We start from the raw sequence: 23,025 nt of genomic DNA, 5'->3' as shown, positions 1-23,025 counted from the left end.
GGTTACGATTCTAATTTCTGCAGCCTTAAATAATCGCTAAGCATGGCCAGACGCCAAGGCACAATCATGCCAAACGCAAGCAAGTAGAAGATTGCCCCCGTTTGAGGTATCGACATATACTCCTCCACAACCCCATGCAAAGACAGCCTTATGACGAATAATGTCATCATAATAAATATAAATGCCTTTGAACGCCTGACATATATGTCAGATTCCACGCGTTCCAGACGTGTGGTTACGATTAATGGGAATGCAAATATGAGCAGGCCTGTCAGAAAAGCAGCAATTCCCCATATCCAAGGAATATGAGTCGCTGAGAAAGCGAACATCATAAATCCCGTTGCCATGCCAAGCGGCGGTATTGCGATTTTTCGCAGCGAAACAGGCTGTTTTCCTGCACGGATACGAAGTATGATTAATGTGAGGCCAGCGAGCGCCGATACAATGATCGAGCCGATTTGGATCAAGTGCGTAGACAACAACACTGCGTCCTCCCCCTGTTGAACTTGGAAACTTGTCCTATTATTCCTTTTATCGTACTGCAAAAACAGGAGCACTGCAAATAGAGAAGCGATTATCCATTTGTCGTTTTCCGCTTGCCGGAAACCGTCCGTCGTTTCGACACGTATCATTCAAATAATGGAAAATCAACCATGAAGGAGTGCATATCTTTGAATCCGCATACACACACAGAGGTTCCCAGTGACCTCTCCGCAGCAGCGGTGTATCCCATCTCGCCAGAAACCGCAAACAAGCTACCCCAGGAGCTGCAGACGGTGTGGCGTAAGCTTGCCTTCTGGATGCGGGCAACCGCATTTTTCACGCTGCTATTCGGGCTGTTCCAAACGTTTATCGGAGTAATCAATTTTGGATGGGGTACGCTCGCCGGCATTCTGGAGCTTGCGATCACGGTTGTCCTGCTCGTTATGGCAAGTCAAGCCAAGAAGCTTCAAGCCAATCCCGGTGATGAGCTGACAGCTGCAAGACTGGCGCAAAGGCTCCTTCTCTACTTCAGGCTGCAAAGCGCATTCGTAATCGTATTCGCCTTCGTGACTATTATGCTCGTTATAACGATACTGCAGTTCGTAACCGATTGGGACTGGCTGATCCATCTCGTGAAAGAGGGCAAAAAAGCGGATAAGCTGCTAATTAAAATTCAGAGCTGGTATGAAACGATCGCCAATTGGGTTTCCAAATTCAACGATTAATCCGCATTTAAATCGTCAGGCCCGCCCGATAAACCTTAGGCGAGACACCCTCTTGCTTCTTAAATACTTTGCTGAAATATTTCTCGTCATGGAAACCGACCATTTCGGCAATCTTGGCTACGCGCAAGTTAGGATTAACCATCAACAGCTTTGCTTTATCGATACGAATACCTGTTATGTAATCAGTGATGTTAATGCCGTACTCCTGTTTGAACCTGCGCGATACATATTCACGGCTGACAAAAAACCGCTTCGCAATGTCCTGCAGGGACAGCTCGGTTTGGTAATGCTGCTCGATAAAAGCAGCAATGTCGCTCATCTTCGCTTTCTCCTGTGCTTGCCGCTGCACGATGGCTTGCGACAAGCGCAGAAGAAGCTCATAAGACCAATCTCGCCAAGCCTGAATCGACAGCGCGCATGCATGCGCATAAGGGGAGTGTTCCAACAGCTCCTCCGCACTGAGGAGGCCGTTCTCCTCCACCGCTTGCCGTCCCGGTGCATCGCGAAGAAGCCGTACGCAGAACTGCAGCACGTCTGCCTTATATTCCTCCAGCATTTGGGGAGACAAATAACCGGATAACCGCGCAGACTCCAGCCATCGCCCCGATGCCGCAGTCAGCTGCCCCTCGATTCCGCTCAAAGCTGCAACCTTCCACTCCTCTTCGCAATCCGAGAACGCCATGCGCTTCACGGCCGCTGCCTCCGCGCTGCCGTGCGTATAATCATTGGCATCCAAAGCATTGCGCCTATGCAAAGCAGATAACGCTTCCTCGTATTGCATCGGCATCGCATCGGGGAAATGCCCTGGGCTGCTCAGTCCCATATGCATGCGTCGCTGCAGCGTCATGAACAAGCCTTCATTAATCTCCTGAAGGATGCCGGGCAGCTTCTCGCCATTTCCCCATACCACGATAACGATTTCAGTCGCAGCTCCCCAATGACGGAACGCTACGCCATTCTGCCTGGCCACTAGAAACTCATTGCAAATGTTAATAATCGCATAATGCAGCAGGTCACTATCCCAAGCAAACCGCTCATGCAGCTGCTTGTCGCTTGCATCAACCTGAAGCAAAGCCATCCGTGCCGTTAGCGTCCCTTCAGGAACTAGCCCTTCCTCATGCAGCCTCCGCAAAACGGTTGCTGCCGTGCTCGGCTCATTGATAAGCCCCGTCAGCAGCTTCTCTCCGTACACCGGCTTAAACTCATTAAGACGCATGCTCTGCTTCTGCCGGTCATTGCGCTCCTGCTCCTCAAGCAGCCACTGCTGTGCAGCCTTTGCAACAGCCGCATTAATGGCCTCCGGCTCGATTGGCTTCAACAAATAATCGATTCCCCCGTGGCGCACAGCTTCCCTGACAAAATCAAAATCGCCGCGTCCGCTTACCACGATGAACTTGACCGTGCCGGCAAATTCGTTAACCGCCGCCATGAGATCAACGCCGCTGCCTTCCGGCATCATCATGTCCATTATTACTATTGCAGGTCTTCCCTTGCGCATCAGCTCAATAGCTTCGAAACCGCCGCCAGCCTCCTCAATCTCGTCGATACCGTGCAATTCCCAATCGACGAGCAGCCTAACCGCTTTACGAACCCGCGCTTCATCGTCAACGATCAATGCTTTCATCTATAATTCCTCCCTTCTCATGCAGCCTCTTAAGAATTAGCGTAATCCTTACGCCCTTCCCCGTCTTATTCTCAACATGCAGCTGCGCGGCTTCGCCATAGACCATCCGCATACGGGCAAGCACGTTGTTAAGCCCTATCTTAGGCTCCGCGCCTGCCTGTGCCAGCTTGACGGAATAGTCGGCGCTTTCAGGCGGCCGGCCGGATGATTCAGTTAAAGAGCTCGGTTCCATGGCGGCATGCGGCATATTGCCAAGGATATCATCCTTGAACGGAGCTGAAGCCAGCTCACGCTGCAGCTCCGCCAGCCGTTGCGATGGAATAGAGGCGCCATTATTTTCGATCACGATCTCCAATATCTGACCCTCGCGCGGATGAACGTGAAGCAGGAGCTCTCCGTCCTCCGCAGCTTTGTCCATGCCGTGCTTGAAATAATTCTCGATGACGGGCTGCAGCAGCATTTTAGGCATTTCTGCATCCAGCAGGGAGTCCTCCACATCCGTTTGAAAGGAGAACCGGTTCTCATACCGCTCCTTCTGCAGCTCAACGTATGCCTTCAAATGAGCGAGCTCATCCCTCAGCGTAATTGTTTTTGCCTCGTTATCCATGCTGTAGCGCATCATCCGGGCAAGCGCGGACAGCAGCGCATATATGCGTGGCACGCCAAGCTCAAGCGCCAGCGTTCCGATAATCTGAATCGTGTTATTTAAGAAATGCGGATTGATTTGCGCCTGAAGCGCCCGCAGTTGATTCGTTTTATTTGCCAGCTCCAGCTTGTATTCACGCAATATCAAATTGTTAATCGTATCCATCATGCTGCGGAAGCGTACGAGAACGAGTCCAATCTCATCATTGCCGGCATACTGGATCGGCACCTGCAGGTTGCCAGCCTGTACCTGATTCATATAACGGACCAACTGCTTCACAGGAGCTGTTATACGAAGGGAAACAATAACGGTTGCGGTTACGATTACGATTAGCGATAAAGCGAGCACAAGCAAATTGATAGCCGCTGCCTGATTGGCTTCTCGAATCAAATAGGAAGTGGGGATGCGCTTCACGATTACCCAATCCGCGATCGCCGTTTGAACGCGATCATACACAAACAGCGCGCCGTCCTTCTCGAAATGTCCGCTATTATTTTCCCCACTCGCAAGCGCGCCTTCATACCATGAAGCTTCCACAGGCTTTCCGAGAAGCGCGTCATCGTCTGCGAATATAAAGTATCCGCTCTGGTCTACGACATATAGATCCTCTTCGCTGCGGTCGTAGAGCTGGCCGACGATATCAGTGAGCAGGGACAGCTTCACATCCATCGAGACGAAGCCCAGCTCTTCATTAGAAGGAACGCGTTCAATCCGCCGATGCAGCGTGAATACCTTCTCGCTTGGCTGCTGCGGCTGCAGGGATGAGAAACCGTAGGTATGGCTCATATGCGTCGGCTGCATAGCTGCGCTCTTCCCGCTGCCCACATAGGAGACAAGCTCCGAGAAGGGCTCAACCTCATTCGCACGCTTTGCGCCTGCCACATTCGTAACGATCGTAGCCCTTCGTCCCAAGCTTGCGTACAAATAAACCTGATGCACATCGGGTACCGAAGATTTCATATAAGACATGGCTGCAAAAACGCTGCTATCCGTCTGGAAATCGGCCAGCCCCGTTTGCAGCTGCCGGTATAGCTCGGGATCGGAATACACGTTCAATGAGCCCAAGTTAAGCTCCTCCAAAACGGCGGTTACGTTGCGCTGCCCTTGGTAGAGCAGGTTTTGCGTATCCTCGAGCGCCCTTTCCTTCATGGAATGCGATGTATAGCTGTAGGTCACGATCATCGTCGTCACGATGGGTACAATCGTTGCGATCAGCATGAAAACCATTAATTTCGTACGTATGCTATTGAACCTCAAGTGAAACCTTCCTCCGCTCCCGATCAATATATTGCACCTGACCGGTCACATCCGTCGGTGTTTATCGCTCTCTCTGACTTGCATAATTAAACATACAATAGTTTTCTGGTGAAAAGAAAGGGGAGTTCCTAAGATGGGCAGCAAGAGAATGTCCGGATGGTGGCCTCAGCTCGTATTCGTAGGTCCGGTAACCATCTTTTTTCTACTTATTATGATTATCCCGTTTCTGCTTGGCATGTACTACTCGTTTACCGATTGGAACGGCGTTGCAGGAACTGTACATTGGGTTGGCTTCGATAACTTTAAACAAATCTTTACGAATGACTCCGATTTCTGGTCCTCGTTCTGGTTCACGATCCGATTCACGATCGTTGGCGTGCTGCTAACCAATTTGGTCGGCTTCTTCCTAGCGTATTTATTGACGAAGAAGCTGAAATCAAGGAATGTCCTGCGTACGATCTTCTTTATGCCGAACGTCATCGGCGGGCTGCTGCTCGGCTTTATCTGGCAGTTCATCTTCGTAAAAGGCTTCTCCACCGTGGGCGACATGACCGGCTGGTCTTTCTTCAACCTTCCATGGCTCGGCGACGAAACGACCGGCTTCTGGGGCATTACGATGGTATTCGTATGGCAATCAGCCGGGTACCTGATGGTTGTGTACATCGCTTCGCTGACTAACGTATCGAAGGAAGTGCTTGAAGCTGCCGAGATCGACGGAGCTACAAGGTTCCAAGTGCTTCGCGGCATTATTATCCCGCTTATCATGCCAGCCATTACGGTTTGTTTGTTCCTCGCGATCTCTTGGTCTTTCAAAATGTTCGATCTAAACTTGTCGCTTACCAAAGGCGGGCCGTTCAAATCAACGGAATCGGTCGCGCTCAACATTTATGCCGAAGCGTTCCAGAACAACCGCTATGGGCTTGGCACAGCCAAATCGCTTATCTTCTTTATCGTCGTCGCTATCATTACGCTTATACAGGTTCGCGTTACCAAGAGCAAGGAGGTTGAAGCTTAATGGATACCAAAAAATATACCGGAAAGCTGTTCATTACCGAAGCGGTTATGATCATTGTCGGCCTTCTGTTTCTTGCACCGTTCTATTTCTTGCTTGTAAACTCAGTCAAGCCCTTCGGCGAGATCATGTCGAACTCGGCCAGCTGGCCGCAAATTTTTAAATGGGAAAACTATTCCCGCGCTTGGGAGCTGACTCGTTTCCCGCAGGCTTTCCGCAACTCCATGATCATTACTGTCGTTACTGTCATTCTGACAGCTCTGATCAGCGCCATGGGCGCCTACCGGATGGTTCGCGCCAATACGCGTTTTAACCGCATTCTGTTCATGCTCTTCGTAGCCGCCATGGTTATTCCGTTCCAATCGATCATGATTCCGCTTCTTAAAGTCGTGAACGTAATGGGCGTCAACAATAGTATGGTCGGACTGATCATGTGTTATCTCGGACTGGGTGCTCCACTTTCATTGTTCCTGTTCCACGGCTTCATCAAAGCGATTCCGCTCGAGATTGAAGAAGCGGCAACGGTCGATGGCTGCAATCCGATCACGGTATTCTTCCGGATCGTGCTTCCGCTGCTTAAGCCGATGCTTATGACCGTCATTATTTTGAACTGCCTATGGGTGTGGAACGACTATTTGCTCCCATCCCTTATTTTGCAGAAGCCCGATATGCGGACAATTCCGCTCGCGACCTTCGCTTTCTTCGGGCAATATACGAAGCAATGGGATCTTGCGCTTCCGGCGCTCGTGCTCGGCATTGCTCCAATCGTAGCTTTCTTCCTTCTTTTGCAGCGTTACATCGTTGAGGGAGTAGCGGCCGGTTCGGTTAAAGGCTAACGCTTGTAATCGGACGGTCGATTCCATATAATAAACCATTAATCAAGGGGGATTTGCATCATGAATAAAAAGCTGACTATGCTGTCGCTTAGCCTCGTACTGGCCATGAGCATCGTACTGTCCGCATGCGGCGGCAGCAACAACGAAGGCGGAAACGCGGCAAAAGACGAAGTGAAAACGGTAACCATTTTCCAATTCAAAACCGAAATCGTTGAAGGCCTGAATGAATTGGCTGTGGAATTCAATAAAGAATACCCGAACATTAAGCTTGATATCCAAACCGTTGGCGGCGGTGCTGACTACGGCGCTTCCTTGAAAACAAAATTCGCCGCTGGCGACGCTCCTGATATTTTCTCCAACGGCGGCTACGCGGAGATGGAAATGTGGTTGGACAAGCTCGAGGATCTCTCTGACCAAGCTTGGGTGAAGGATCTCGTGCCTCTAGCTGCTGAACCAATGACCAAAGACGGCAAAGTATACGGCATGGCCATGAACCTTGAAGGCTTTGGTTATATTTATAACAAAGACATCTTTGCAAAAGCAGGCATTACCGAGCTTCCAAAAACGTACTCCCAGCTGGAAGCAGCAGCAAAAACACTCAAAGCAGCAGGCATCACGCCATTCGCTAACGCTTACCAAGAGTGGTGGCTGATGGGTAACCAAGGAATCAACCCCGCATTCGCGCAACAGCCGGACGTAAATGCATTTATCGCAGGCTTGAACGACGGATCTGTTAAAATCCCAGGCAATGGGAAATTCGCCGAGTGGGCGAAGCTTATGAAGCTTACCGTTGACTACGGCAACAAAAACCCGCTTACAACCGACTACAACACGCAGGTATCGCTGTTCGCAAGCGGCGAGGCGGCTATGATGCAAGAAGGAAACTGGGCGCAAGTACAAATCGACAGCATTAATCCTGACCTGAACATCGGCGTTCTTCCCATGCCGCTTGGCGAAGACGCAGAAGCGAACGACAAGCTGAATGTCGGCATTCCGGCTAACCTTGTTATCAACAAAGAATCCGATGTGAAAGAAGAAGCCAAAACGTTCCTTAATTGGCTCGTTACTTCCGATATCGGTAAAGAGTACATCGTTAAAAAATTCAAGTTCATTCCGGCTCTAACGACCATTACTGCAACGCCTGAAGATATGGGCGACATTGGCACGGAGGTTCATAACTACGTGCAAGCAGGCAAAGTGCTTGGCTTGCAATCCTCGAAATACCCGGACGGCGTAACGCAGGAGTTCGCCAGCGTGATCCAACAATACATCGCAGGCAGAATCGATGAGGCTGCTTGGGAAACCGGCATGCAGGCCGCTTGGGATAAATTGAAGAAATAGGATTAAAACAAGAAAAGCCAGGAGCGCGTTCAGCGTCCCCTGGCTTTTTATTCTTTTCCGAGCTTGCGCGAAACTTGCTCTGCGGCATGCTGCACCGCTTCAATGGATAGTCGCCTCAGCGCGTCATCAAAGCGATATTTCGGGCCTGCGATCGAAAGGCTTGCCACGAGCGCGCCTCGCGAGTCGAATACCGGCGCTCCCACAGCGAAAACGTCGGGATCAATCTCCCCCTGCGTCAGAGCGTAACCCTGCTCGCGTATGCTGCTCAGCTCTTGCAGCAGCAAGTCCTTGGACAAGTCGGGCGCCCACTTGTCCAGCACGTTCTGAACGATTTTCTCGCTTTCATAAGCAAGAATGGCTTTGCCGGATGCGCCCAAATATAAAGGCAATATTCTCCCGTTCTCTGCGGAATATTGAATAAGCGCTTTGCTCCTGATCGTCTGAATGCTAATCGCATTCGTTCCTGAGCGAATAAACAAAAGCGACGTTTCGTTTGTCTCCTTCGTTAGCTCCTCCATGATGGGCAAGGCCAGCGGCACCAGCTCGCGGTGGACCTGCTGGCTGAGACTGCGTGCCAGATCAAGTATCCGCATTCCTAGACCGATCTGCCCCTTCCCTCTGCGCTCAACGATACCGTTCTGCTCAAGGGTCTGCAAAAACCGATAGGTCGAGCTCTCGGGTATGCATACCTTCTGCGCAATGTCGCTCACGGTTAAAGAGCCGTCCGCTTCGGCCAGCGCAAACAGAATATCCAAAGCCCGGCTTAGCGTCTGTGTTCCATTCATGGATCGCACCTCTACGTTTGTACTCATAGTCACCCCTATATATTCGGCTGCGGGTCTGGAATACCTTCTCCGCAAATTCGGCTGCTAGCTCTCGGTAGTTCCTAGCCCGCGTCCTAGCTCCCCTGTTTTCAATAATGCATAAACCGCCTGTATATCTCCGCTTAAGCTGCGGTCACGATCCAAAAAGGGAATAACCGATCTGATCCTATTATACGCGGACTGAGTGCCGTCTCCCAGCTTTATGTTTTTGCGCAAATCAATGGCCTGGGCTGCGTGCATCGCTTCGATCGCCAAAATATAAGTTAGCCTATCCATGATCTCCGCTGTCTTATTAACGGCAAGCGGCGCATTCGTCGAATGATCCTCCATATCCCCGGCCAAGGAATAATAATCGGCAGATACGGGATTGGATAGCTGCCTAATCTCCGCGTCGAGCGCAGTGAATGTTTTCTGGATCGTGCTAAAGGCAAGAACATGCTCTTCAGGCGCCAAAAAACGCGGGAGGCCGGAAAAAGCTGGCGTGCTAAGCTTGATTGAACGGTAGCATGATATTTTGGAAACATGGCTGAGGGCGATGCCCAGCATCTCGAAACCAAGCACCCACGCAAGCGGCTCAAAGCTGGCACAAGCTAATATCCGCCCTTCCTCCTCAAGCACGCAGGGATTATCCTCCGAGCTATTCAAATGCAGCTGCAATGAGCTTCTGGCATAACCAAGCGCGTCAAGCGCAGCGCCATGAACCGGCGAAGCGCTGCGAAAGCTCAGCGGGTCCTGAAGCGCGCCAACGCTGTTATTCCATAGGCTGCTGCCACGCAATAATGCCCGCATTCGGGCACTGCTCCTACCATGCCCCTCGTAAGGGCGGCTGCGGTGGACGCTCTCGTCAAGCGGAGACAGCTGTCCCTGCAGCGCTTCAAGCGAAAGCGCGCAGACCAGGTCGGCGAGCTCCAGGAGCCGCTCGCATTCTTGGATAACCAGCGCTCCGCTTCCCCCAGCAAACGCGTTGGAGGACACAATCGCGAGCCCATCCTTCGCGCCAAGCTTTACCGGCTTAAGACCCGCATGGCGAAGCGCATCCTCCGCGGAAACCCGCTCGCCGCTATACATGACATCGCCCTCGCCAATGAAAGCAAGCCCAAGATGAGACAGCAGCGTAATGTCGCCAGCGCCGACGGAGCCTCTAGTAGGGAGCAGGGGATGAATGCCGGCATTTAAAAAATCAGCGTATTGCCTGATTAGCGAAGGTGAAGCTCCGGTTCTGCCCACGAGCAGCGTATTCAGTCTGGCAAGCATAGCCGCTCTGACGTAACGCTCTTCGGCATAGGGCGTGACTCCCGCTGAATGGGCATAGAGCAGGCTGCGGTTGTAGCTCTCGTAAGCCTGCTCCTCAACGATCCGGTCCTTATTCAAGCCTACGCCGCGGTTGAAGCCGTATATGGGCGTATCGCTTTGCTTAAGCATAAACTGACGCGAGCGCACAACCCTTTGCCACGCGTCCTCCGCAATTTCTACGCAGACTAGCCCCTCTGCCGTCGCATATACGTCCTCGATCGTCAAACCGCTGCCATCCAGCACAAGCGTGCGCATCTTTTGTCGGCTTGTCATCGGCTCATTCCTGAATGCCTTCCAATGCATAGACGGCGAGCGGTATGCCAAGTGCCTGCTCCACTTCCGGATAGACGGTCTTGTCCTTCACGCTAGAGCTGAGCGGAATCTGGCTCTTATGGATCGAGAGCACCGCAAGCTTGCTCCCGACCTCCACATGCCCAACACTGACAGGCAGACCCGTCTCCGAAGACAGCGTCGTTATGACATCGGGATAGGTCGTCAACCGGATGCCGTTACTATCGTCGACTGCCATATATTCATTCATGACATGGAGCGTAAGAACGCCGTCCGCCGTTTCCACGTCAATCGTGCCGATGTCGAATGCGCCGGAGTAATGCACCTCGCGACGGGTCACGACACCTTCGCCTAGAATGCTCCCGTTCGTCTCGGTTACAATCGTATCGATCACAGCCCGCCCGCCTTGCGGCTGTGCGGCAATAATGGCCTTGCCCAGCGCGATGGCGATGGAAATGCCGCCGATCGCCGCGTGCTTCTTTATATAGGAAGCCGGCAAAGGATGGCGTGCCGAAGCGATAAAGCCGCCTGCCTGATCGGCAGCCGTGCGCAAAATATTCGATGTACGGGCAGGAGAACCCTTGACGACCAGCTCGATATACGAACCGTTGTCGCGCTTGCCGCCAACGACGACTTGAATGGTTTCGTAATCGTGCAAGGCCGCGAGTCCCATCGATCCCATTTTACCCGTCGGATGCGCGCGGATATCGCCGGTTGCATCTACGACAGCTAGATCAAGCAGCGCAGCCGGAAGCCAACCGTTTATCGTGCTGGACATCCCGTTTTGCGGGGTCATAATGCCCGAGATTTTGCCATCATAGTTTTCCTGCAGCAGCTTGACCGCTTTAATGTAATCGGTCCCTAGCATCTGCCAATCGGTCCCCGCCGGAGCGCCAATGGCCGTTGCCGTGATGACGATCGCATCGTCCGGCAGCTCATCCACGGAAACAAGCCTCGGCTGGCCGATCGCGACGGCTGCTCCGCCGATCTGCAGCCCATGGTCCACCCATCCGCCTCCCCCGCTCGCAAAAACGGAGCCTCCTCTTACGGCTGCCCATACATCCTCTTCAGTCAAAATACGCATATCGTTTCCTCCCATTCCGTAATCGTTATCGTTTTGTTTGGATTCGCCTGATACCCTTGCGCTCCGCCTCATCAATCGATTCCTCGTAGCCGGCATCCGCATAGCGCAGTACGCCAAGGCCCGTATCATTATTCAGCGTCGTCTCCAGACGGATATCGCTTTCGGACGTACCATCCGCCACCAGCGTAACGCCAGCGCTCGTCATGTAGCCGGAATAACCGCCGCCGCCTGAATGGATCGTTACGAGATCCGCCATCGAGGAACAATTCAGCATGGCGTTCAAGAGCGGCCAATCCGCAATGGCATCGCTGCCGTCCTTCATTTTCTCGGTCATTATGTTCGGATGGGTCATTGAGGCAGCATCCAGATGATCGCGCGAGAACGCTATTGGTCCGCTTAAAGCTCCGTCCCTGACCATTTGGTTGACTGCCAGAGCCAATTTCGTGCGTTCGCCATGGCCGAACCAGCCAATTCTCGCGGGCAGGCCTTCTACCGGGACATGTACACGCGCCAATCGGATCCAGTTGACGATGATCTCGTTGTCCGCGAATGCCTCAAGAATATATTCATCAATCGCTTGAATGTCACTCGCATTGCCGCTTAAAGCAACCCACCGAAAAGGGCCGATTGCCCTTGCAAATAAGGGACGCAGGAAAGCCTCCGTAAAAATATCGATATCAAATGCATGCTCCACGCCATACAGCTGGGCTTGCGAGCGAATATTGTTTCCGTTATCGAAAACGATAGAGCCTTTTTCCTTGAAAGCCAGCATCGCGCGCACCTCGCGCGCAATCGAAGCTCCAGCGGCTTGCTGCAAGCGACCGGGATCGGACTCCCTAAGCTGCTGAAGCTCAGCTATACCATATTCGGAAGGAACATAGCCATACAGCAAGTCATGGGCCGAGGTTTGATCCGTCACAATGTCGGGAACGATTCCGCGTTTCACGATTTCCGGATAAATATCGGCTGCATTGCCAATGAGTCCGACGGATAGCGCCGATTGACTGCGGACTGCCTCCGTAATCCAGCCAAGCGCTTCATCCAAATGCTCCGTCCTTCGCTGCAGGTAGCCGGATTGTATCCGCCGTTCCACCTTCTCCTCGGATACCTCAACGCAAAGGATAGCTGCCCCGGCCAGCGTTCCGGCGAGCGGCTGCGCGCCTCCCATGCCGCCAAGCCCGGCGGTCAGAATAAACTTCCCCTGCAGTTGTCCATCGAAATACTTCCTTGCAATGCTCTGGAATATTTCATAGGTCCCTTGAATGACGCCTTGCGAACCGATATATTGCCACGCCGCCGCCGTCAATCCGCCCCAAATGAGCAAACCCTTCTCCTGCAGCTTGTAGAAGTTATCGCTAGTCGCCCAGCGGCCAACCAGATTGCAGTTCGCCATAACGATGAGCGGCGCGAAACGATGCGTCTTAAAGATGCCGATTGGCTTGCCGGATTGAATAACGAGCGTTTCGTCTTCTTCCAGCTCTTTGAGCGTGCTCACGATCGCATGATAGGAAGGCCAATCACGAGCCGCCTTGGCTAGCGCTGCGTATACGATTAAATCCTTTTGATTCTCGCCATTCTCAAGGACGTTCTCCAGCATCCGAAGCAGCGCTTCCTGACGCCAGCCCTTGCAGCGGAGCTCCGTGCCCCTGGCTGCGGTTATCCGTTCCATGCTAGTCATCCTCCCTGCCTTGACTATCCCATTTCTGATCAAACAGAAGTACCGATTGAATGATCGCTTCAATCCCGGCGGCGACGTGCTCGTACGTGGTCCATTCCTCGGGGCAGTGGCTGCGCCCTCCGGCGCTCGGCACGAAGATCATCCCGATCGGCGCAATGCGCGCCAGCTGATTCGCGTCATGGCCCGCTCCGCTCGGAAGGTCCATCGTAGGCGCAACAGCGCTGCACGCCTCCCTTATGACCGACTGCACCTCGTCGCTAACCCGGATTGGCTCCGACCTTGAAAGTGGCTCCATGCGGATGCCGATTCCTCTGCGCGCCGCAATGTCGGCGGCTCTCTTCTTAAGCTCAGTCGCCGCCTGCTCTACGATAACCGTGCTTAAGGAGCGAATTTCCAGCTCGAAGGTGACGCGACCCGGAATGACATTCGCCGCATTCGGCTCAACATACAGCCTGCCTACCGTACCAACAACAGGCTCATCGTAGCGCTTGCTTGCTATCGCTTCGAGTGCAAGCACCAGCTCCGAGGCTCCCGTCAGCGCGTCGGCGCGCAGTCCCATTGGCGTCGTCCCCGCATGATTCGGAGCGCCCTCTACCGTAACGGTAAACCGGTCGATACCCACGATGCCCGTCACCACGCCAAGCTGATTGCCAGTCTGCTCAAGCAACGGCCCCTGCTCGATATGAAGCTCCAGATAAAGGGCGATATCTCCCTTTTGTCTCGCACGTCCACTGATCTCGGCTGACGCGCCACCGGCTTGATCGATCGCATTCCGGAGAATCAACCCGCTCGGGTCTTTACGAAGCAGCATCTCCGCGGTCAAATTGTCGACCATGGCGCGACTTCCGATGGTTGAGATTCCGAATTCGCTCGGCTCCTCCGCAGTGAAGTCCACGATTTCAAGCGGATGCCGCAGGACGATCCCCTCTTCCTTAAGCACCCGCGCAAGCTCAAGCCCCGCAATGACGCCAATAATGCCGTCAAACCGACCGCCGCCCGTAACGGTATCCGTATGAGAGCCCACTACAATCGGCTTAAGTCCCGCTTCGCTGCCGGGCAAGGTCCCGATCAGATTGGAACCTGCATCCTGGCGCACGTCTAGTCCTTGCTCCAGCATCTGATTATGCAGCCATTTCCGCCCTTGCTCATACCAGGCTGTAAAAGGCCTCCTGGTCCAGCCTGGCTTGCTGGCATCTATATAAACGGCTAGCGCTTCAACCTGCTGCCGAATACGTTCCGTATCCATGGATAACCGTGTCACGCTCATGAGCTGACAACCTCCCTTTTGTAGGCAGCGCCTGCAATGAACTGCCCGCTGCCGGGCTGAGCCACGATCTGTTCACCGTCATATACGCTTCTCCCCCTAATAATCGTGTGCCTGATTTCCCCCTGCACCTCATGCCGATGGAATGGCGAAAGCTTGGAGTGCGAGCGGAGCTTTGTCTGGTCGATCGTCCATCTTTGCAGCGGATCGATGACCGTAAAATCAGCATCGTAGCCAGGCGCGATTTTCCCTTTGCGCGGTATGCCGAACACCTCTGCCGGATACTGGGACATCCATTTGGCAAACACCTCCGGCGGAACCCCTTCCTGCATAACCGCACGGTCAAACATGAGGGGAACCATGATTTCCACGCCGGGCAGTCCGGACGCCGCCAGGAAAATATTATGCTCCCCAGCCTCCTTCCTGTCCGGTCCCCATGGCGCGTGATCGGAGGTAATGATATCGATGCTCCCTTGGCGCTGCTGCTCCCAGAGCCTTGCCGCATCCCCCGCCAGCCTGAGCGGCGGGTTGTTTTTGGCGACAGGACCGAGCTTCTCCAGCGCAGATACATCCATGAGCAAGTAGGGATAACAGGTTTCCGAGGTAACGTCTACCTGCTCCTCTTTGTACCGCTGTATCAATTCAATCGTCCGCGGGTGGCTGACATGTACAATATGTACCTTGACCCCCGTCCAATAAGCAAATTCCAGCACCTTCAACACGGCGCTAGTCTCCGTTACCGGCGGCCTCGTCTCCATATGCGCCCTCGGATACAACCTCCCCGCACGTATGTATTCCTTGGTCAGGCTTTTAATCAAATCGTTGTTCTCAGCGTGAAAAGCAACCCTGAGGCCCGTTTCCCGAATAAGCTCCATTGCCTTTATGATTTCGTGTTCCGGAATTTCCGGGAAACGAAACGGGTCCGTCTCGAAGGTCGACAATTTGAAGGCAATAGCTCCCGCCTCAGCCAGCGGTATAATTTGCTCGGTACCCTCCGTCTTGGCAATAGTAGCCCACAAACCAATATCGACAAGCGCTTCCCGCTTCAGCCGCTCAACCTTTTGCTCGAACAATTCCACGGAGCTGATCGGAGCAGGCAAATCGTAGGGCATATCGAGCAAGGTGGTAATGCCGCCCGCTGCGGCCGATGAGGAGGTAGATACGAAACCTTCAAGCGGATTGCTGAAGCAATGCACATGGGCATCGATCATGCCTGGAAACACGAAGCAATCCCCAAAATCGAGCGTGCGCTTCCCAAGCAGCGAGCCTGCCCCTGCGATTTGGTGGATTGCTTCGTCCTTGATCCCGACGTCTCCATAGACAACTTCATCTTCCAATACGAGATTGCCCCGCACAATTAAATCATAGAACATGCCTTAGCCTCTTTCCTTGTGGAGTAGATGGAACGGGTTCGCATCGCAAGCAGCTCTTCTTCTCGCATTATCCAGAGGAGCTTTCGGCTTCTATTGCAGGCTTGCGATTCCCGGTAAAATTCGATAGAAAGACACCAGCCAATATAATAACGCCGCCAAGCAGCTGGGTTCCCTCGATGGAGTCCCCTAGCACCAGAAAGCCTGCCAAAAGGGCGATAAACGGGGGTAGATTATTGAATAGCGAGGCGGTACCCGCACCTACGACCGCTACCCCGCGGGTCCACCACCAGCCCGCAAATACGTTTATGAGGCTGGCTGCCAAAAGCAGCAGCCACATCATCGCCTCTCCGCTGAGCTCAAGCCTGCCAAGCGCTCCTTCGCCCAAGGCAAGGGGGAACATAAGGCCCATCCCTGCGAAGGTTGAGTACAGATTCATGGATAATGTCGACAACCTCCGGGACAGCCTCGGAATAAACAGCAGGCTGATCGAGAAACCCAGCATCGCAATGAGCAAATATAAATCACCAATGGATACTCCGATTGCCGACTGGCCCGATATGACAATAATCAGAACGCCGCCGAAGCCCAGAAGCGCCCCGCCGATTCTCCTAGCCTGCAGCCTTACCCGGAAAAACACAGCCTCCAGCAGCAGCGTGACGAGCGGCGCCACCGCATAAATAAGCGACCCATTGGCTGCGGAGGAATATTGCAGCCCTAGGAAATAGAAGGGCTGCTGGATGAGCGTGAAAAAAAAGGAGGACGCGAGCAGCAGGAGCCACTCGGTCCTTGTTGGACGCTGAAGGGTCTGCGTTCTGCTTATTGCCAGCAGCAGCACACCCGTTAGCGCAATGCGAAGAAAGGAAAGGAGCACGGGTGAGAAGCCTCTTAGCAGGTAAGCGCTAAGCACATAGCTGATTCCCCATAAAACCGTAACGGCAAATAATCCGAGGTAAGCCGATCTTTGCGCTGACGGCGACAACGATACAGCAGCCGCACCACCTTGCACTTTGCCCATCAGAGTGGCGGAGCGATGTTTTTGTAGGGAAGTCTATCCTCTTCCTGCAGCTTCCATTGCACGCCATCGACGTAAAGAGCGTCGACCTCTTCATTGTAGAAACTGAGCCTTCCGGCAATTTCATGTACCTCCGGCAGCGACTCCGCATAGCTCCATGCAACATCTTTCGCCTTACTGCCGTCTTCAAGCAGAGCCGACCAATAAGAAGCCGTTCCTTTATAAGGACATTGCGTTGAAGTAGTGGAAGGCTCCAGCAGGTCAAACCGAATGTCCTCTTTCGGCAAATAATAGCGCGGCGTCAGCCCCGTTTCGAACAAAATAACGGGACGATGGCTGTCGGCAACAAGCCTGCCCCCTATATATACCTGTACGTGACGCGAGCTCGGAATCGCATCGATTCGGGAGTAAGGATCCCTGGCATGCACGAATACCTGCTCCTCCTCCTCGAACCAGGCATCCGCCTGCTTCCAGACGAAAGCCACGTAACCCGCGATAACGGCACTCTCGCCCGGGGATTGCGGATACTGCCATGCGGCGCGCTCGAACACAAGTCCGCCTACTGAGATGTCGCCAAAGACAGCCTCCCCTTTATTGCCGTGGCTCTCGCGGCGCTCGGACCAAGCGATATGCTCGTTCTTCACGTCCTCCTGCGGAAAATAATAGACGGGCAGCTTTCCCGTCTCGGTAACGGTTAAAACCTGCTTGCTGTCGGCTATCGTAACTCCGCCGAATACGACTCGAATCCATTTGGGACTTCGCTCCGCCCGGATTTGCCAGCCTTCATGTCTGCCGTCTCTCAAGGACCACTGCGGATCAATATGTGCCATCATCCATCTCTCCTTTTTCGATTAAACGCGTACCGACGAATGCCGGTTGGCCGGGCGCTGCAAATTCAAATGCTCACGCAGCGTGCGTCCCGTATATTCCGTGCGGAACAAACCCCTGCGCTGCAGTTCGGGAATGACCAGCTCAACAAAATCATCCAGACTTCCCGGCAAATGTGGGAATGCGATATTGAAGCCGTCAGCGGCTCCATTCACGAACCATTCCTCCAAATGATCGGCAATTTGCACCGGCGTTCCGGCAAAGCCCCGTTTGTTCGTTACGCGCTGATACAGCTGGCGAAGCGTCAACGGCTCCTGCTGAAGCAGCTCCCGAATGCGCTCCAGACCGCTTTTGCTTTGGTTAAAGCCGTCAAGCTCCGGGATAAAAGGCAGCGGCTCATCGAGCGGGTATACCGAAATGTCGTGGCCCAAATAATGCGACAGCAAGTCAAGTCCTAGCTTCTGCGGCGTCAGCTCCTCAATCACGGCCAGGCGCTCCTGCGCCTCGGATTCCGTACGGCCAATAATCGGCATGATGCCCGGCAAAATTTTGAGCTCATCCGGGTTTCGATTGTATTTGGCCATCCTGCCCTTAATATCTTGATAAAGGCGCTGTCCATCCTCAAGCAGGCCTCCGGGAGCGAACGTCGACCCCGGCGCAAAAACGACCTCTGCTTTCTGCGCTGCCAGTTCCTTGCCTGCCTCTGACGCTCCCGCCTGAATTAATACGGGGTAGCCCTGAGGCGGGCGGGACACGTTGAGCGGGCCTCTTATTTGGAAATCCTTTCCCTTATGCTCCGCATTGTGCAGCTTGTTTTTATCCGCGAAGTAGCCGTTTTTCTTATCGAAGAGCAGCGCATCATCCTCCCAGCTGTCCCATAGGCTCTGCGTAGCCTCGACGAATTCGCCTGCCCGCTCGTACCTGAGCGCATGCTGCAGATGCTTCTCTTTGCTGAAATTGCGTGCTTCCTCGTCCGTCTGGGAGGTGACGATATTCCAAGCGGATCTCCCGCTGCTGAGATGGTCAAGCGTAGCAAGCTTGCGGGCGATATGGTAAGGCTCGTTGTACGTGGTAGAAATCGTAGCGGCAAGACCGATATTCTCGGTTACGACAGACAACGCTGAAAGGAGCGTAAACGGCTCTGGCCTTATACTGTTGGAATGGCTGATGCCGGATTCGAAGCGATCCCACACGTACAGCTCATCCGCATAAAAGAACATATCGAACTTGCCCCGCTCGGCGGTTTGAACGATCCGTTTGTAATAATTGAAATCCATGACGCCTTCCGCGTCCGCTTCCGGGTGCCGCCAGCTTGAGATATGCTCGCCAGCCGGGAAATACATCATGGCGCCTAGGGCCATCTGTTTTTTTGGCGTACTCATATGTGTAATACAACTCCTTCTACTCGTTATTTAGAAAGCAATCCGTTTGCCGTCAGCCATTCCTTCGCTACGTCAAGCGCTGGGCGCTGCTTTAGCTCGACTTCGCCATTCAGCGTCTGCATTTGGGCATCCGTTATTTTACCAGCAAGCTTGTTCAGTACTTTCTCCAGCTCCGGATGATCCTTAATCACCTCGTCACGCACGATTGGCACCGCGTAATAAGGAAGGAATACATGTTTATCGTCCTCAAGCACGACAATGGGCTTTGCTGTAATTTGGCTATCCGTCGTATAGAGAATCATGGAGTCTATTAGCTTTTGGTCAATGGCCTGATACGCCAGACCGGGGTTTTGGATCGTTTTGATTTCCTTGAACTTCGGGTTGTATTTCTCGAGAATCGGCGGCCAGGCATCGGGGCGGTTAATAAATTCCTCGCTCGCTCCGAAAATAAGCTCTCCTGACTTCTCTGCCAGCTGGCTGGTCGTCTTAATGCCATATTTCTCGGCTTGGTCCTTGTGCAGGCCAAAGGCATATGTATTGTTGAAGCCGATTGGATCCAGCACTGTCAATTTACTTTTTTCCTTTAGCTCCTTTTTCACCTTGTCGTATGCTTTCTGGGGATCGAACTCGGCTTCCGCTTTCAGGATATTAATAAGTGCCGTGCCTGTGTACTCCGCATAGACGTCCACTTTGTCTTCCTGTATGGCACTCCAAAGGAGGGAGTTGTCAAGCGTCTCTACGTTCGCTTTGAGCTTCGTATCATTCTCGATAAGCAGCTTGAAGGCATTGGCCAATATATCCGATTCGGCAAAACCTTTGGTCGCGATATTGATTGTATCCGATTTGCCTGACCCTGACGCGGAGCACCCGCTCATCACGGCGATCAATATTGCCGCTGTCCCCAATGCGATCGTATTGCGAATGGAACGTTTGCCTTTTATAGCTGTTTGATCATTCCTTGTTTTCATTTCTTTTTCCCCTTTCGCGTTCTGCATTATATTTTGGATTGCTGCCGCAAGCCCTTTGGCGTCAAGCGGCGGTTGAGGTACAGCAGCAGCAGGTTTACGACAATCACAAGCAGTGATACCGGTATGGCACCTGCCAGAATAACGTTCGTATTGATCATAGAAATCCCTCGCGTAATGATATCGCCAAGCCCGCCCGCCGCTATATAAGTCGCAATGGTTGCCAAACTGATCGTTTGGACGGCGACTACCCGAACGCCCGCCATAATGAAGCTGCGGGCAATCGGCAGTTGAACCATTCGCAAAATCTGCCATCGCGTCATGCCCATGCCCGTTCCGGCCTCGATTAAAGCCGGATTCACGCCCGAGACGCCGACATACGTATTTTGCAGAATCGGAAGCAGCGCATAGAGCGTCAGAGCGATAATAGCCGGCTTCGTGCCGATACCTACTAGCGGGATCATAAATCCGAACAAGGCTAGGCTCGGAATCGTTTGAATAACGGATACGACCGTAATAATGCCATTCGCCAGCCGTTTATGCGTGGTGAGGTAAATCCCGATCGGTATGGCAATCAAGCAAGCGATAACGACCGAGATTAATGACAATTCCACATGCTCCACCGTTTTCTGCAAAATATGCTCCCAGTCCGCCCTAATCGTGTTCCAGAATTGATTCATGCCAGCGCCTCCTCCCTGTTAAACTGCTTTCCGATTGCTTCGAGCAGGCTGCCTTGCGTGACTGCCCCAACAAACTTATGCGAAGCATCCACGACAGGGACGACGCGATTTTTCTTCAGCAGCTCAAAAAGCTGCGCGATCGGAGCGTCGCCTCTCACGTATGGAGCGTCCTTCTGCATCATTTCGCTGACCGTCCGTTCTCCATCCCCCTGGTGATTGCCTAGCAGCTGTTCCCGGCCGATGATGCCCAAGTACTTGTTCTGCTCGCAGATTACGGGCAAGGTATCCAGTTCATGCGTCCTCGCATAATTCAGCGCGTCAGCCGGTTTGGCATACGCGTATACCGAGAAATGATGGGCAAGCGCGCTGGAAACCGTATGCTGCGGGACTAGCGGCTTAAAGCGCTCCTGTCCGATGAATTCCTTCACGAAATCGCTCGCTGGATGGTTCAGCAGCTCCTCCGGCGTGCCCGCCTGTACGACTTTGCCATCCTTCAGCAGCACGATTTGATCGGCGATCTTCAAAGCTTCATCGATATCGTGCGTTACGAATACGATCGTTTTTTTCACATGCTCATTCAGCTTGATCAGCTCCTTCTGAAGCTGGATGCGGCTAATCGGGTCCAGTGCGCTGAACGGCTCATCCATAAGCACGATGGAAGGGTTCGCGGCAAGCGCTCTCGCCACGCCGATCCGCTGCTGCTGCCCACCGCTTAATTCATGCGGATACCGCTTGCGGTACGCTTCAGGCTCCAGGCCGATAAGCGACAGCAGCTCCTCCGTACGTTCCTTCAACTGCCGCTTCGGTTCACCCTTCAAGCGAGGAACAACCGTAATGTTCTCTTCGATGGTCATATGCGGGAACAATCCGATCTGCTGAATCACATAGCCGATATTTCTTCTAAGCAGCACGGGATCAAGCTCTCCGATGTCGCTTCCCTCAAGCAGGATCTGCCCTTCCTCCGGCTCGATAAGGCGATTGATCATTTTCAGAATCGTCGTTTTCCCGCAGCCGGACGGGCCTATAATCGTTACAATCTGTTCCTTGGGCACAGTCAAATTGAAATTGTGCAGCACGAATCCCGCGCCATAATCTTTGCTTACCTGCTTGAATTCAACGGCAGCCTCGCTCATTCCCATCCATCCCTTCTATAAAGAAAAAGGCCTCACTTTCCCTTTTGGGAAAATGAGACCTCCTCGCGCAAGGTAGACCTCTAATTATTAACATGTGATAACCAACAACTGTATTACAATAATATTACGGTATCCATCCGTTGTCAACGATTATTTATACTAATCCCATCGGAATTAACAACTTATAAATAGGTATAAAAAAAGACCTCCTGTCAACAGGTCAGTCGGGACATGCTTTTGCGATTTATACGCCCTATTTCTTCCATTCGCTCGCGTTAAAAAAATCCAGCGCGGATCGATACCAGCTTGGCTCCGCTTCCTTTACCCCATCTACAAAGATGGCGTCCACTCGCTCATTGTAGAACGAATGCAGCTTCGCTATTTTCGGAATTTCCGGTATCGGATTCGGGTAGCTCCACAATACATTTTCATAGGCTTTACCGTTGACCTGCGCGGACAAATAAGAGGCATCGCCTTTGTAAGGGCAGCTGGTCTGCAAGCTCGACTCCGTGAAATATTGCTGCTGAATATCCTCTATAGGCAAGTAATAACGGACCGGTACGCCTGTTTCAAACACGATCACCGGGCGTTTACTGTCGGCTACCGTAACGCCGTTCAGCACGACCTGGATATGACGGGAGCTTGCAATCGCATCGACACGCTTGTACGGATCTCGGGGATGAACGAATATTTCCTCTTCCTCCTCCAGCCACTTATCTACCTTGTTCCAATAAAAAGCCACATGCCCGCGGAGCGCTTCGCTTTCCGGAATCGGATTCGCATAGCCCCACACCGCATTTTCAATAAAGCGCTCGCCCGCTTGAATGCTCCAGTAAGAGGCATCCCCTTTCAAAGGGCAATGGGTTTGATGCTCCGACGCTACCAGCAAATCCTGCCGAACATCCTCTACCGGGAAATAATATACGGGCAAATGCCCCCGCTCATGCAGCGTAATAACGGACTTGCTGTCTGCGATCGTCACGTCTCCGACCTGTACGCGGACCCAACGCGGGTTAAGCTCGGCCTTAATGTTTTTTTTGGCCGTATCTGCCGTTTGGCAGCTTTCCTGCTCGGTTTGATGAACACTCATGATTATTCCTCCTATTTTATCAATAATAGATAATTCATTACCATATTCACATATTAGCATCCGTTCCACAATTCCACAACCATTATTCATATAAAACCAATAGGGATTTAAGTATATGGCATTTTCACTGTTTTTCCGACAAAAAAGCCCCGTCATTGCTCGGATTAGAGCATTAACGGGACACTTTACCACTTACCTACTTAG

The 23,025-nt window shown here is 52.8% G+C and carries 20 protein-coding genes; 4 read left to right on the top strand and 16 right to left on the bottom strand.

The features are described from left to right. Positions 1-2: 2 nt before the first annotated feature. Positions 3-485 (bottom strand): CcdC family protein, encoded by a 483-nt coding sequence (locus tag AC0YN3_RS15330; RefSeq protein WP_475775894.1) that lies wholly within the window; start codon positions 483-485, stop codon positions 3-5. Between the two features lie 186 nt (positions 486-671). Here AC0YN3_RS15330 and AC0YN3_RS15325 point away from each other — a divergent pair, with 186 nt between their 5' ends. Next, on the top strand, positions 672-1,208 hold the full coding sequence (locus tag AC0YN3_RS15325) for a hypothetical protein (RefSeq protein WP_475775893.1): 537 nt from the start codon (positions 672-674) through the stop codon (positions 1,206-1,208). 7 nt (positions 1,209-1,215) lie between these two features. Here AC0YN3_RS15325 and AC0YN3_RS15320 read toward each other — a convergent pair whose 3' ends face one another. Both AC0YN3_RS15320 and AC0YN3_RS15315 read right to left on the bottom strand, forming a co-directional pair. Next, positions 1,216-2,832 (bottom strand): helix-turn-helix domain-containing protein, encoded by a 1,617-nt coding sequence (locus tag AC0YN3_RS15320; protein WP_475775892.1) that lies wholly within the window; start codon positions 2,830-2,832, stop codon positions 1,216-1,218. Continuing rightward, on the bottom strand, positions 2,813-4,735 hold the full coding sequence (locus AC0YN3_RS15315) for a sensor histidine kinase (protein ID WP_475775891.1): 1,923 nt from the start codon (positions 4,733-4,735) through the stop codon (positions 2,813-2,815). The genes AC0YN3_RS15320 and AC0YN3_RS15315 overlap by 20 nt, the downstream gene beginning before the upstream one ends. Before the next feature lie 133 nt (positions 4,736-4,868). Here AC0YN3_RS15315 and AC0YN3_RS15310 point away from each other — a divergent pair, with 133 nt between their 5' ends. Genes AC0YN3_RS15310 through AC0YN3_RS15300 form a run of 3 tightly spaced genes read left to right on the top strand, consistent with a single transcriptional unit; the run spans position 4,869 to position 7,924 of the window. After that, complete coding sequence (locus AC0YN3_RS15310; RefSeq protein ID WP_475775890.1) at positions 4,869-5,750, top strand: carbohydrate ABC transporter permease; 882 nt, start codon at positions 4,869-4,871, stop codon at positions 5,748-5,750. Beyond that, a complete protein-coding gene (locus AC0YN3_RS15305) occupies positions 5,750-6,583 on the top strand; it encodes a carbohydrate ABC transporter permease (RefSeq protein ID WP_475775889.1) in 834 nt (277 codons plus the stop codon). Before AC0YN3_RS15310 ends, AC0YN3_RS15305 begins: the two co-directional genes overlap by 1 nt. A 60-nt stretch (positions 6,584-6,643) precedes the next feature. Next, the gene (locus AC0YN3_RS15300; RefSeq protein WP_475775888.1) at positions 6,644-7,924 is read left to right on the top strand and encodes an ABC transporter substrate-binding protein; all 1,281 of its coding nucleotides are present in this window, start codon (positions 6,644-6,646) and stop codon (positions 7,922-7,924) included. 47 nt (positions 7,925-7,971) lie between these two features. On the opposite strand, the gene AC0YN3_RS15295 is transcribed toward AC0YN3_RS15300, so the two are convergent. The 13 genes from AC0YN3_RS15295 to AC0YN3_RS15235 all read right to left on the bottom strand — a co-directional run bounded on the left by AC0YN3_RS15295 (position 7,972) and on the right by AC0YN3_RS15235 (position 22,821). Continuing rightward, positions 7,972-8,709: an IclR family transcriptional regulator gene (locus AC0YN3_RS15295; RefSeq protein ID WP_475775887.1), complete on the bottom strand. Its 738-nt coding sequence runs from the start codon at positions 8,707-8,709 to the stop codon at positions 7,972-7,974. Positions 8,710-8,793: 84 nt separating this feature from the next. Continuing rightward, positions 8,794-10,314, bottom strand: coding sequence for an HAL/PAL/TAL family ammonia-lyase (locus tag AC0YN3_RS15290; protein WP_475775886.1), 1,521 nt, complete (start codon positions 10,312-10,314; stop codon positions 8,794-8,796). Positions 10,315-10,318: 4 nt separating this feature from the next. Further along, entirely contained in the window at positions 10,319-11,416 is a 1,098-nt protein-coding gene (locus tag AC0YN3_RS15285; RefSeq protein ID WP_475775885.1) for a DUF917 domain-containing protein, read from the bottom strand. Positions 11,417-11,441: 25 nt separating this feature from the next. Beyond that, the gene (locus AC0YN3_RS15280) at positions 11,442-13,094 is read right to left on the bottom strand and encodes a urocanate hydratase (protein ID WP_475775884.1); all 1,653 of its coding nucleotides are present in this window, start codon (positions 13,092-13,094) and stop codon (positions 11,442-11,444) included. Further along, positions 13,087-14,361, bottom strand: coding sequence for an allantoate amidohydrolase (locus AC0YN3_RS15275; protein WP_475775883.1), 1,275 nt, complete (start codon positions 14,359-14,361; stop codon positions 13,087-13,089). The genes AC0YN3_RS15280 and AC0YN3_RS15275 overlap by 8 nt, the downstream gene beginning before the upstream one ends. Beyond that, positions 14,358-15,731: a dihydroorotase gene (locus AC0YN3_RS15270; RefSeq protein ID WP_475775882.1), complete on the bottom strand. Its 1,374-nt coding sequence runs from the start codon at positions 15,729-15,731 to the stop codon at positions 14,358-14,360. Before AC0YN3_RS15270 ends, AC0YN3_RS15275 begins: the two co-directional genes overlap by 4 nt. A gap of 67 nt (positions 15,732-15,798) precedes the next feature. After that, positions 15,799-16,746, bottom strand: coding sequence for a DMT family transporter (locus AC0YN3_RS15265; protein WP_475775881.1), 948 nt, complete (start codon positions 16,744-16,746; stop codon positions 15,799-15,801). Then, positions 16,746-17,576 carry a DUF427 domain-containing protein gene (locus tag AC0YN3_RS15260; RefSeq protein WP_475775880.1) on the bottom strand — a complete coding sequence of 277 codons (831 nt, stop codon included), beginning with the start codon at positions 17,574-17,576 and terminating at the stop codon, positions 16,746-16,748. The genes AC0YN3_RS15265 and AC0YN3_RS15260 overlap by 1 nt, the downstream gene beginning before the upstream one ends. 18 nt (positions 17,577-17,594) lie before the next feature. Beyond that, a complete protein-coding gene (locus tag AC0YN3_RS15255) occupies positions 17,595-18,953 on the bottom strand; it encodes an LLM class flavin-dependent oxidoreductase (protein WP_475775879.1) in 1,359 nt (452 codons plus the stop codon). Between the two features lie 26 nt (positions 18,954-18,979). Next, positions 18,980-19,921, bottom strand: a complete 942-nt coding sequence (locus AC0YN3_RS15250; RefSeq protein WP_475775878.1) for an ABC transporter substrate-binding protein — start codon at positions 19,919-19,921, stop codon at positions 18,980-18,982. A gap of 26 nt (positions 19,922-19,947) precedes the next feature. Beyond that, positions 19,948-20,598 carry an ABC transporter permease gene (locus AC0YN3_RS15245; RefSeq protein ID WP_475775877.1) on the bottom strand — a complete coding sequence of 217 codons (651 nt, stop codon included), beginning with the start codon at positions 20,596-20,598 and terminating at the stop codon, positions 19,948-19,950. Beyond that, positions 20,595-21,731, bottom strand: a complete 1,137-nt coding sequence (locus tag AC0YN3_RS15240; protein WP_475775876.1) for a betaine/proline/choline family ABC transporter ATP-binding protein — start codon at positions 21,729-21,731, stop codon at positions 20,595-20,597. The genes AC0YN3_RS15245 and AC0YN3_RS15240 overlap by 4 nt, the downstream gene beginning before the upstream one ends. Positions 21,732-21,984: 253 nt before the next feature. Further along, positions 21,985-22,821: a DUF427 domain-containing protein gene (locus AC0YN3_RS15235; protein ID WP_475775875.1), complete on the bottom strand. Its 837-nt coding sequence runs from the start codon at positions 22,819-22,821 to the stop codon at positions 21,985-21,987. Positions 22,822-23,025 lie beyond the last annotated feature (204 nt).

The sequence above is a fragment of the Paenibacillus sp. J22R232 genome, assembly GCF_056269165.1.
This window is presented reverse-complemented; position numbering and strand designations above follow the sequence as displayed.